General features: G+C 47.8%; 7 protein-coding genes. 3 read left to right on the top strand and 4 right to left on the bottom strand.

Annotated features, from left to right (window positions below):
* Positions 1-32: 32 nt before the first annotated feature.
* Complete coding sequence (locus ACSF8X_RS16450; RefSeq protein WP_500851686.1) at positions 33-1001, bottom strand: DUF4382 domain-containing protein; 969 nt, start codon at positions 999-1001, stop codon at positions 33-35.
* Positions 1002-1220: 219 nt separating this feature from the next.
* Here ACSF8X_RS16450 and ACSF8X_RS16445 point away from each other — a divergent pair, with 219 nt between their 5' ends.
* Positions 1221-2006, top strand: coding sequence for an AraC family transcriptional regulator (locus ACSF8X_RS16445; RefSeq protein ID WP_047880336.1), 786 nt, complete (start codon positions 1221-1223; stop codon positions 2004-2006).
* Positions 2007-2370: 364 nt separating this feature from the next.
* Here the strand turns inward: ACSF8X_RS16445 and ACSF8X_RS16440 are convergent, their stop codons facing one another.
* Positions 2371-2979, bottom strand: a complete 609-nt coding sequence (locus ACSF8X_RS16440) for a sugar O-acetyltransferase (protein ID WP_500851685.1) — start codon at positions 2977-2979, stop codon at positions 2371-2373.
* A gap of 709 nt (positions 2980-3688) precedes the next feature.
* Between ACSF8X_RS16440 and ACSF8X_RS16435 the strand changes: the two genes are divergently transcribed.
* On the top strand, positions 3689-5416 hold the full coding sequence (locus ACSF8X_RS16435; RefSeq protein WP_500851684.1) for a chitinase: 1728 nt from the start codon (positions 3689-3691) through the stop codon (positions 5414-5416).
* Between the two features lie 87 nt (positions 5417-5503).
* Here ACSF8X_RS16435 and ACSF8X_RS16430 read toward each other — a convergent pair whose 3' ends face one another.
* Positions 5504-6430, bottom strand: coding sequence for a LysR substrate-binding domain-containing protein (locus ACSF8X_RS16430; RefSeq protein WP_500851683.1), 927 nt, complete (start codon positions 6428-6430; stop codon positions 5504-5506).
* 186 nt (positions 6431-6616) lie between these two features.
* On the opposite strand from ACSF8X_RS16430, the gene ACSF8X_RS16425 reads away from it, so the two are divergent.
* Complete coding sequence (locus ACSF8X_RS16425; RefSeq protein WP_500851682.1) at positions 6617-7537, top strand: DMT family transporter; 921 nt, start codon at positions 6617-6619, stop codon at positions 7535-7537.
* Between the two features lie 99 nt (positions 7538-7636).
* Here the strand turns inward: ACSF8X_RS16425 and ACSF8X_RS16420 are convergent, their stop codons facing one another.
* Positions 7637-12904 carry an SslE/AcfD family lipoprotein zinc metalloprotease gene (locus tag ACSF8X_RS16420; RefSeq protein WP_500851681.1) on the bottom strand — a complete coding sequence of 1756 codons (5268 nt, stop codon included), beginning with the start codon at positions 12902-12904 and terminating at the stop codon, positions 7637-7639.
* Positions 12905-13138 lie beyond the last annotated feature (234 nt).

The raw sequence follows: 13138 nt of genomic DNA, 5'->3' as shown, positions 1-13138 counted from the left end.
TACACCACCAACCGGATTCCTCCAGACAGCAATCAATTTACGATCTCGGTAAAATCAAAGATTTTTTCCTGTGTTTTATCAAGCGTGATCTCATGACGCTGATTATTCGGATTGACAATCTTTATCCCGCTATCGTACTGCACTGGGTCGTCCGATACTGCATTACAAGTAAAGGCCGCGGTGTAATTACCCGCAGGCAGATAGCCAAAGGCATAATGGCCATTCTGCTCAACCCCTGCCGAAGCATATGGTGCAACATAACCTTCTGGCAATACCGTAGACTGATCGTATTCAATATCAGACGGATCAATATTATCGATTAACGTGCTGGCCTGATGGCCATGACCCGCATACAAGTAAACAAAATTACCACTATCACCGCTACAGCCTTCACCAGCTGTAAACAAAGCAGGGTCAACATTCCCCCAAAGAGAAGCCGCAGAGCCATTATCGATAATAGTGATACCATGCGGTTTCAGGTTATAGCCATTGTTATTGCTACTATTTCCTCGCATCACCAATGATTTACGAAGATCAAATTCAATCGTAAAACTCTGCACAGCTTCACTGTCGACGACAAAGCCACCCAACTTCAGTTTATTACTTGGAATTTTAAGATCATGGCGGCCATTATCCTCAACCCAATTCATATCACCTGGCTTTGTATGGACAATCATTTCCTTGTAGGTGCCAACCGGCAACTCTTCATCGGTAATGATCAACGCAGCCTCTGTACCGGGGTACTTCAGCAAATCAATTTGCTGGTAACTATTCCCTGCTTCGTCTTGATCAACATTAATGATATATGTTTGGCCATTTTCATGTTTCAACTCAATTTTATCAAAGGCCACCACGACCTCCGATGCCGAATCTACCGGCGCGTCTGAAACACTAAATGAGACCTGTGCTGTCTTCGGGGCACTATCGTCCGCAGTATCACTACCACAAGCCGACAGCAAACCAGCCACTACCAATACGGGGATCGTTTTATAATTTGTCATGATGCTCTCCAACATTTATCCGCATCATATCCAGCCAATGATTACTCTATCAATATCGCTGAATGAAAATTCACAGACACCTGACAAAATTAACCAGTCGCCTTGCTGCACTCTTTACCCAGCCTGATGTTGACCGTTTTTGCTAGGCAATCTTTCACTTGCACTTCAATAGCATCACGCTTACCGTAACAGCCACGATCCCCCGGCGATAACTACGCGATGAAATCCTCCTATACCCCACTGTTTGATAACAACAACCCTCCCGGCGATATTTTCTTCGGCCATGAGGTTTTCCTTCCCGGAACAACAACATCCAGCCACAGCCATCCTTGGGGGCAATTACAAATTATCAATGGCGGTATTTTAGAACTCAGAACCCAAGACAAACGCTTTCTGTCACCCTCCCAGTATGCGGTATGGGTTCCTGCTGGTGTCGAGCACGAAAGCTACATGCGCCGCAGCCTCAATTATTGCTCGATGAATATCGTACATCCTCTGGCTGATCGCCTACCGCACTATACCTGCTTGCTTGAAGTCAGCCCGATCATGGAAGCTATCATCAATAATCTCAAACAACGGCAACTCACCATCGCCGAAACCGAGCAAGATCAACGACTCGTCAGCGTACTGCTGGATCAGGTATATCAAGCCAAAGAGCATGAACAGTTTTTGCCAAGCAGTGACGACAAAATGCTAAGGCCTATTCTGGCCGATTTGGAACGTAACCCAACGTCCACCAAAACACTCAAAGAGTGGGCCGACGAATTGCACACGACGGAACGGACCCTCGCCCGTCATTGTCAGGATAAATTAGGCATGAGCCATACAGAATGGCGCCAACGCCGCAAGTTTCTCTACTCGCTCCACCTCCTTCGCCACGGGGTATCGGTAAAAGAGATTGCCCTCACCTTGGGATACCACCAAGCCAGCCCTTTCATTACCCTTTTTAAAAAGCACGCCCACTGCACGCCAGATCAATATAGACAGAAATTCGCCAACAAATGATGTATACCCAAGCGCCTAATAGCAAAAAGCCAGCCCTAAAGGCTGGCTGACATCTTCAAGTGGTAACACTATACGGCAAGCGAACAATCACTCAGAAATGAAACACAGTCCGCAGTGCCTGCCACCAACCCCACAAGCTAAATCCCACCACTGTGGTTAGAAAAATAAATGGGAAAATAAGCTCTAGCATAGTTATATCTACCGTGAATTAACTAACAAGGTAGATTTATTATCTCTATAAAGTCCGTTAATTAAAGGATAAAACTGTAATCACTAGCGATTTTGTGATGTGTCGCATAATTCGCCTCAACAACATCAAAAACTAGGTTAAATTTCACCCTTCTTTGCATAGTTCTTTTATTTTTCAGATAGCTACGCTGGCTGAAGACAGAAGTGATAACTTATCTGAGTCCGGCGTCAATACCCGTACAGCCTTAGCAGGAGCACCAACACACACCGTATTTGGCGGCAAGTCTTTAGTCACGACACTACCAGCCCCTACCACGACATTGTCACCAATCGTCACACCTGGACAAACAGTGACATTGGCCCCCAACCACACATCATTACCTATCGTAATGGCCTTGGCGAACTCCTCGCCAGAAGCCCGCTCAACAGGATCCAACGGATGTCCTGCCGTTGCAATCACCACCCCGGGGGCCAACAAGCAATTATTGCCAATAGTAATAGGCGCGCAATCCAAAATAGTGCAGCCATGATTGGCATAAAAACCGCTGCCCACTTTGATGTTGTAACCATAATCACAGTTAAATGGCGATTCGACCCAAGCATCACAAGGCTGTGTTAGCAGTTCATTAATCAGCGCCTGACGCGCAGGCCTCTCTGTAGGGCAAGTCTGGTTGAGGGAAAAACACAATTTTTTTGCCCGCATCCGATCTTGCACCAACTCCTCATCCCAAGCTTGATACATCTGGCCTGTGATCATTTTTTGTTTTTCAGTCTGCACTGTCATACACCTCAATACCTTGTTTTCTTCCCTGACCTAGCAAGCCAGCCTCTGCCTATTGGCAAAATTGTCACTATTTGCGGTGAAACATTATTCATGACAACGTCAATAGATACCTCTTTTTCCGATATTTATATGGTAAAAAAACAAAAGCGGTCACATTCGGTGAGACAGCATGATCGTTTATGGCAGGTACCGACATTTACACCGATATAACGGAGCAACTCCGATTTTTCTTTTTACAAAAGGTATCAATAACGCTCAATCACCTATTCCGAGCGACCCGTAAAGATAAACATTGGAATCACCGTTAAAAAATCAATGTCGCCTTTTGTCAAGATTTCCACAACAAAAAGAACCTCCTCGCACTTATTCAATTTCCTTAAAAAAGCCCGCTTTTCCACTCGCAAGCGCCAACGCCCGAAATATCAAGATATTTAACTAACAGAGCAAACAACGCCGAGGTTATTTAGCGAATTACCACGAAAAATAGCCACTTGGCAGAATTTTAAGTGACCTTAGTCCCAGCAATCACCCAATGCAAATTGCTATATATTTAGGCGGTAACGTACGATGTGCGCTGCCAACTGGCTTCGTTTACACACACTTTTTTTAAGAACCGAAAAAGAAAAGAGTTCTAGTTGTCAACATTAGTCAGCCACGAAGGTGGTAGCACATCAAAAAGGTCTTAAATGCTCGTTAAGGGAATACTCTTATGAAACTAAAACGCCTAGTCGCCGTTGTTGGTTGCACCCTTGCCGCCAACAGCTTTGCGATGAACATTCAGCCAGACCCTGAGAATCCAGGTGGCTACATCATCCCTCGCGCCGACATCGAAGCGGCAGAAAAAGCCAAAACAGCCGATCCAATGTACGCGGTCTGGGCAAAAGCATTGGAAACACTGCCAAACAATAAAGTCGAAGCCATTTTGCCAGGCTTAGCCTCGAACCCGTCTAACGTTATCCGCGCCGAAAAGGTATTCCCTGAAACCGAGTGGAAATTCCTGACCGACATGGCAGCACCGGAATACACTTATACCCGCTTCCTGCGTGCTATTGGTAAGTTCCCTGCTTTTTGTGGCGATTACACCGATGGCCGAGATGCCGATGCCATCTGTAAAAAGTCTATCATCACAGCCTTTGCCCACTTTGCCCAAGAAACAGGCGGCCACATTGCCGTAGACAACCATTGGGACAACCCTAAGGGGCTTGAAGAGTGGCAGCAAGCCTTGGTTCACGTTCGTGAAATGGGCTGGTCTGAAGGCCAACCGGGCTATACCACCGGCTGTGGCGGCAACGACTGGCAAAACCGCAAGTGGCCATGTGCTGACGGCCAAGGCTACTTCGGCCGCGGTGCCAAGCAGCTGTCTTACCACTTCAACTACGGCGCATTCTCCGAAGCCATGTACGATGGCGATGCGACCGTACTGCTGAATAACCCGGGCTTAGTGGCCGACTCTTGGCTGAACCTCGCTTCGGCAATCTGGTTCTTCCTGACTCCGCAGGCTCCAAAGCCAGCAATGCTGCACGTTATCGACCGTACTTGGACACCATCACAGCGTGAAAAAGATGCAGGTATTGGGTTCGGCTTCGGTACCACAATCAACGTGATCAACGGTGGTATCGAGTGTGGCGAGCAAAACAAAGACAAAGGCCAACCCGTTAACCGTATTCGCTACTGGGAAGGTTTGCAGAGCCACTACCAGATCCCTATTGAGCCTGATGAAGTCAACACCTGTTGGCAACAAACGCCTTACGGCAGCCTCAACCTGAACGGCGCAACCGATGTGCTTTACACCAACTGGGAAGCCGATTACAAATACCACTCCGACCGTCCTGGCGGCGTATCTTTCGAGTGTAAGCTCGTTGGTTACCAGACAGCCTACTCGGCATTGGTAAAAGGCGACTACGAGAAATGTGTCACTGACGTTTACGATGCCCAAATCAGCTGGCCTGATGTACGTGTCGTTGATGATGTCCCACCGGGCCCAGGTCCTGGCCCTGGTCCAAACCCAGATCCAGACCCTGAACCAGGTGAATTCCCAGCTTGGGAAGCGACCAAAGTTTACACCGGTGGTGACAAAGTCAGCTATAAAGGCGGCAACTACGAAGCCAAGTGGTGGACTCAAGGCAACGAGCCAACCCAAGGCGGCCCGTGGAAACAAATTTCAGGGACAACCCCTCCAGTTGAGCCACCGGTAAACCCTGAACCACCCGTTGAGCCACCTGTAAATCCGGAACCGCCTGTAGAACCACCGGTTGAACCGCCAGTGAATCCAGAGCCACCAGCAGGCGTCACTGAATGGGTTGCAGGCCAGACCAAAGTCAGCAATGGCGATATGGTTACCAATGGCGGCAAATGCTTCGTTGCCAAGAACAACCCTGGCGTATGGGAATCACCAACAGCCAGCAACTGGTTCTGGAATGAAGTACCTTGTAAATAAGGTTTGCTTGCACCAGACATAAATACCAAGCCCTTACTCAGTTGTAAGGGCTTTTTTGATCATGTGTTTCAGTCCCTCACACCGCACCTATCCTTGACCAGAAAATTGATGGTGGAACCAATTTCGCAAAGCGATGATGCTCTCTTCACGAAGCTTTTCCGGCCGGCAAACAAAATAAAATGCCTGATAAGGATTCAAAACCGCTTCACCGATCTGTACTAACATCCCATGCTGAATATCATCCCGCACAAACTGCTTGTGGGTGATCAACACCCCCAAACGGCGAACTGTCGCCTGTAACGCATGCAGCGAAGAGGTAAATGACAAATTTTTCTGCTGGCTTGGCACCGGAAACTGATAAGCCTCACACCATATCTGCCAATCATTTTGGCGGCGGGGATTGGTCGCAAAAATAGCAGGATAACGAGCCAACAGGGTATCTGGAGAAGGGGAGCTTCCATTGGATAGAGGATTACGTTGTGCAGCCTCCTCAAGCAAATAGGGACTACACACCATAATCAACTGATCGTCGCCCAGTTTCTCACAATAATAATCTTGCCAATCATTCACATCACCATGCAAAAGAGCGACGTCCACCCCCTCTAGTTCAAGATCGAAGGTATGGATAATGTTAGATATACGGACATCTATATCCGGGGCATACTGCTGAAAATCCGAAACCCTGGGGATCCACCAATGGAGCGCCAGTGTATTCACCATATTTAGCGTAAGACGGTTGCCATGGCGACGCCGAGCCAAAGACTCGCTGGCCTCGACTATCTGTGTCAAAGCTGGCGCCACCTTCCGGTAATACCGGCGACCATCATTATTCAACTCGACACGGCGACCAACCCGCCGGAACAGAACAACACCTAGCTGGGTTTCCAGCATCTTTATTGATTGACTTATCGCTGAATGACTCACACTGAGCACCGCAGCCGCCTCGGTCATACTACCCATCTCGGCTACCGCGACGAACGCATATATAGACTTCAATGGAACAAGCTTTCTCATCCTTGATAACCTGTAAGTTTTTCTAACATATTTAGTCAGTATTACTCGCTTTTTTCCAAGGCTCAAGCTTCCTACACTGATGACATTGATAATGTCACAGCACCTCAACTAACACCTGTAAAACAGCGGAAAAAAATCAGCTAACGCGACAGCCCATATCGAACACTCTATGAGGAATAATGCACCATGCCCCAGCCCAGCAATCTTCGACCGACTCTATTTATGCTGGTATCGACATTCAGCCTCTCACTCAATGGATTGATGGGAAAACTACTCAGTGAGAGCTTTGCCACAGAAACGCTCGGTTTCCTGCGTTTTTTTCTCCCTGCAGCCATAATGCTAGGCCTGCTGAGGATCAGCGGCTGGGCCCTTCCTGACAAAACATCATCCCGCCCAATTGTCATCCGAGCCCTATGCGTTGTGGGGAGTCAAATCTGTTTTCTCATCGCCCTTCGTCATCTCACACTCGTAGAGAGCGTTGTGCTATTTAGCACCGGGCCACTTTTTATCCCGTTGTTAGAAAAACTCTTATACAAAACTCCCTTTCATTGCCTCACGCTATTGAACCTCTGCCTGACTTTTACTGGTGTCATTCTCCAAGCCGGAAGCCCTGTAGGTTTTTCACTGCGGCCGGAATTGTTTATCGGTATTGCCGCGGGCTTATTCAATGCCTTGTCGCAGGTCACCCTATTTCAGGGAGCAAAATCCGGCATCCCGCCCGCAGCCCTAAACGGATGGTGTTTTATGCTGGCAGCCATCATCCTGCTGCCCTTCGCGACATTCCACACCGTCAGTAGCGGCTCAACCATCTTGCCTGATAGCCCTTATAACCTAGCCGCGACAATCGCCTTTCTGATTATCTTGACCCTGAGCATTGTCAGCACCCAGATGTTCAGATCCATGGCCTATCGGCTGGCCGAAACAGGCTCACAACTTGCCCCCTTGATTTTCACCAATCTTATCTTTGCGCTAATCTGGCAATTGGCTTTTTTCGATACCGATTTCGGTCTGGATAAAATACTGGGGCTGAGTCTGATTGTTCTTGCCAACCTCAGCAACACCTTCATCCCGCGCTGGCAGAAACGGCAAGCTCAGCGTATGGCGTAATGCTGACGTGATCGAAAAATGCCATTCCTGAGATACAAAAAAACGGGGCTCCAAAGAACCCCGTTTTGCTCTGTTCATATTATTGAACGTTAAACAGTATTACCGTAATTGGCTAACCGACTCCGGACCTGAGTCAGGTTTTGGTAGCTTCATAGTATTAAGCATATTTAGACCAAGTCTGCTCTCAACAACACCACCTGAATACGTCTTCGTGCCATCGGCGCTGGTTGAACTGGACTCACCGGCGTTCCACTGCGTGAAGAAGTCACTCAAATCGTAGCCCGATACATACGATGCACATACCATCAGCAAATCTTCGCCGGAAAGCTTCGTATCACTTGCGCTACAGTAGTTAATACCACCTTTATCACCCTGTACATCGCCACGTGCTTTACGGTGCATCAGCTTAAACATGTTCCAACCTTCATCTTGGTTATAGATGGTTGGTTTGCTAGCCGCTTCGGTATACCAGTCATCGATCTTGAAGTGGGTTTCAGCCCATACCTTCAACTGACCAAACATCACCAAACGCATGCCCGCATCACCATGTGCCCATGCATGGCCACTGTTGCTACTCAACCATTGTGGGGCCTTCTGAATATCAAATTTAATGCGATCCATTTCTGGATTGTCATTTCGGCCTTCCAATTCTTGCATGTATAGCGCAAGGATATTATTGGTCACTTCGGTCGAACCCGCCACGCTAAACGGCGCTGCTGCCAAGTTATGCCCAACCTCATGCCATAGCAACCAATCATCCACCGCATTGGTCGGAATCGTCGTTGATTGAGCATTAAAGGAGCTGTTCATCACAGGATAACCCGAGTGAGCGGCACCAATCGAGATCTGCACATCGTTCACAAAACGATGGCGGAAGTCTTTTAGGCCATCGTAAGTAAAGCGACGGTGCATACCATTCTCGGTTACCTCATCACGCCCATAGAAATCACTAGCAGCATTCGCAAAACGGTTCATCTCCTGGCTAAACTTAGCCAAATCTGCCGTTCGAACGTTATTGATTGCCGTAGTATAGATAAATGTTCCGGTATCCACTTCTGCAATCGGGGCCGTTGCCTCCGCTGGTGAATGGATCCATGCACCATCTTTCCACCATGCCGCACGCTCTACACCACTAAGTGTAAAGGTAACCTGAGTGCTCCCCCCAGCCGCTACTTCATGCGGTTTAATGGTGATCAGGCCGCCGTACGGTACTTTGAACGACGTTGAACTACCATCATGGGCAAAACTCATCTGCATACGCGGCGGACGGTTCAAGCGGGTCTCATGCTGCGGCTTACCGGTCAGATCATCCGCCATCATCACCGTAATGGTCGCCTTCACGCCACCATCCACGGTCACTTCTTGCAACTGAGGAGCCCAGAAACCCGTCGACTGATTATTGCCGGCCGAGAAGGTTACCGCTTTACCGGATGTTTCAATCACAGCTGAACCTGCAGTGCCCGAACCACTCGTACGACCCGGATACTTCGTGGTATCAACCACAATGTCATGATCCCAGAACGAACGGCCAAGCATGATACGAGTCAGTGGCTTTTCCATATAATTCAGTGGGTAACTCGGGTTCATTTGGCCTGCCAATTCACCCTCACTATGGATCATTCCATGCTCAATCAACTTGCTCGCTAACTCATCAGAACAAGTTAGTCCGCCACCATGCGCATTGTTGGTATAGCAGTTCAGCATATCCACCAAGGTTTTAAACCCAAGCTCATCTTGAACCAGAGGGTTGTAAGCGTACTGGTTATCGTTCCACAGCCATACTGACAAGTTGTCGTAAGTCTGGTTCAACTCTACTGTTGATAGTCGTGTACCTTGCTTACCCTTAGTACGGTAGTACAACTCATGCTCCATCAACGCCGTCACGTTACTGCCCAAGTTGGCCGCCTTGACCATGCTGGTCACCACATCCGGGCTCATTTCATAGCGGTCGAAATTCGCACGGTGGTAGTTACCAAATACCGGAACACCATCACCTTTACGCGTTTCAATACAGTTAAACTCATACTCGTAACTGTGGGTACAAACAGGCGTACCCGGGAACGCTTCTTGAAGCTCTTTGATTTTCTCAAGCTTCTCCGCTTCGCTCTTCACGAAATGGTGAGCGTACTTGTTATCAACAATTGGCACGCCATTCTTATCCAGAACAGGGTTACCGTTTGCATCTAGACGCGGCCAGTCATATTTTGGCACTTCCAGATCCGGCATATCGACCGGCGGAGCCCACTGAACCACACCTTTACCATTTTCCCCCTCAACGACAGTAAATGGCGGTTTGCCGTTTACATCAGGGAAACGCTCAAGTACCACCAAATCATACTGACTCGATACATGCAAATTCGGATACATAGTCTGGCAATAGTATGAAGACCCACAGAATGCCTGATTGGTCGGCGTGACATTGCTGCCGCCCAATGAAACACCTACGGCATCGGCCAAGCGGCCAATTGGCTCTGGGTTGGCATTGCCGTCAATGGCATCCATAAACAGCACATTACCGCCTTCATTGATGTAGCGGATCAATGCGGTGATATCGTCCTGGCTCAAGTTCGGGTTTTCGGTGTCCGCAATAAAGCGCACCGTCATACCATCACCCAAGGTGCGGGTCTGGTAGGCTTGTAGGATCAAAATTGGCGTATCTTTCGCTGACAAGCCAGCAAAACCGTCTTTCGCCAACGGGGTGACTGTACCTAAGCCATAATCCGGACTAATAAAGAAATCATACGGCTGGCCGCTCCCCCAATGACGACGAGCTGCCGTTGCGGTCTCGATATTGGTCGCCACATTGACTGGCAGGCCATCTGCCGCAGGGGCAAACCATGCAAACAAGTTATCAAAGAAGCGCTTCATGCTGCCGTGATCATCTTGCGGGTCATTGACCATATCAATCGCCGTTGTACACGACTTATTGGCACTATCAATACGCAGCTGATTGTCGGCCCAGTAATTCTCAGGACAAGACAAAATACTTGGGTACATACTATTGCCCATAAAGACAACTTTACCTTTACCCAGCAGACCCGCCGTTACAAACGGGAAGCCATAGGTCGCATTGTCTTTTGAAACGGTAGGAATTTCCGTCATTTCAAAGCCAGGGAATGCAGCCAAATACGGTTTGCCTTCACGGGTCCATGCCTGCTTTTCACCGAAAGGCAGTTCACGGTTGATGTCGGTACGCGGCATCATCACAGGGAACGCTTCGTTTGACAGGTTCAACGCACGCATACCGCGGGTATACCCCGTCGCACCATAGAAGCTGCTGTTATCATTAAAGACGTGGAAACTGGTCACCCCTTTAAAAATCGCATTCAGCGAATTGGTCACATACGCGCCATCATTAAGGTTGAAGACGTTTGATGCCGAACGAAGTAAACGCATCGGTTTGCGTAGCTCCGCATCAATAATGGCGGTCAAACCATGACTAAACTGCGCTTCAAATTCATCCGGCAGCAGGAACTCCGTTCCTTCCAGCTTACCGCCATTTGGCAAATTGAGGTTAATCAGCTCATTGATCACGTTAGGATACAAGGCAAATGTATTCTTCACCTTGTCACTGATCACCAACGTATTGCCGTTGTCCGTCCCATAACGGTTCAAGAGCGCTTGGATGTTAGCCTTAGCAACAGGGTTATCGGTCACATCCGTTAGTTTGAAATCGATCTTGTTGCCCGTAACACTGCCAAATTCAAAGGTGTCGATACCGAAGGAAATCTTATCGCCCCACAGGTATTCAAATTCACCACTTTCGTTGGTTACACCGACCGAGTTCGCCGAGAAAAAGCTAATGCCGCTTAATGGCATACCATTTGCGTCAGTCAATACACTGGTGGTCAGTACTTTGGCTTCAGCACTTGGTTTATAGGCAAGGCTTGCTTCAGCCGCAGAAGAAACAAACCCACTGTTGAGGTCATTGCTGCCGCCCGATACTGCTGGCACGATATTGTTGTCGACGTGTGAACTCGGCGCTTTGCCGATTTCATCAGTCGCTTTTGCCTCTTGAGCTTTCAAGAAGTCATCAACTTCCTTCTGGTTCTCAAGTTGGCTATAGACTGCAGCAATATCCAGCTCATAGAACTCATCCAAGCAGATCACTTGAGTATCATCACACGTGCTAATGCTACTCAATACCTTGGTCGCGTTTTCGCCTTTTTGATCTTTTAAATCAAATGATGCTGGAACGATTTCGTCTTTAAATTCTTCATCATAGTTAGGAAACGGCGCGGTAAACTCACCGAGCGTCGTGCCGCCAAAATCACAGGTAAATGGCGTGCCTTGCTTGATCATGAACTTGCCATTTTGCAGTGACTCGCCATTACAGGACACGTCACCACTGATCACCTTGCCAGAAGAAAGCAAAGAACCTTCGTAGGTTTGAATTGGGAATACAGGCAGCATAGGCTGCTGTACGGTTACTCGCACCGTAGCTTCTTGCGACAGATAACCATCTGATACGATAACGACAAAAGATACCGTACCAACATGCTCTTCAGTCGGCTTCAGCGTCAACATACCCTTGTTGTCGATTACCACCCAACTTGGGTTACCACTCAATGTAAAGGTTAGTGGATCATTGTCTGCATCTGTTGCGGTAACTTGTTGCTCAACAGTCTCTCCAGCTTTAAGCACCACGTCAGGCATTGGCGTGATCACCGGTGCATGGTTATTGTCTGGCATCGTGGAGTCGGATACTGTTACCAACATGCTAGTATTGGCAGACATTGAACCGTCCGATACGGAAACGGTAAATCTGTGAGTACCGGTATTGTTCGCCTGAGGGAATAACTTAAGTGTTCCGTTCTGGTCAATAGAGGCCCAGTTCTGGTCTCCTTCCAATACGTAAGTCAGCTCGTCACCATCTTTATCCGATGCGCTAACTTGCACCTTATGGCTTTGCCCCGTAACAAGATGCACATTAGATAACGGCGAGATCACCGGTGCGTGATTTACCGCATCCGGATCAACTGGCGTCATCGATATGGAAACTTTAACGACAACATTCGCTTTGGAAACTACTTTGCCGTCAGATACCGTAATGGCAAATGTATATGTACCGCTATCTTCCGCTGACGGAGATAGTGTTAGCATGCCGCTTTGATTTATTTTCGCCCAGGTAGGATTACCATCCAAGGCATATTGCAATACATCACCGTCTTTATCTGCAGCTTGGATCTGTATCTCTTTTGTTTCACCCACAAGCAATTTCACCTCAGAAATGGATGAAATACTTGGCGCATGGTTATTTGATTCAGGGATAACGGGAATATCAGGCCCTGATGTATGGTTGCTATCATCTTGACAGCCGGCCAGGGCTAATGTGACCAGCGTCGATAGTATTAACTTCTTATGCATACGTTGAGCTTTATTCTTATTCAAGGAAAATTGTAATTATTCGAAGACAAGTAACACGTAGCACAGCACTATCGCAGTGAATGTTTATATAACCATTTCACAGCAACGCTAATTCATTTCAAAACAGTTATGAAGAATAATGAAGAAATATAAACTAACGAATCAACATATCAGGATGATAGTGTCATACGCTAAATGGATACTTGTCTTTAAAGAACATTTTAAACTTTCCAA

The organism is Photobacterium panuliri, assembly GCF_059920555.1.
The sequence above is the reverse complement of the archived record's forward strand: the minus strand, read 5'-3'. Positions and strand labels throughout refer to the sequence as shown.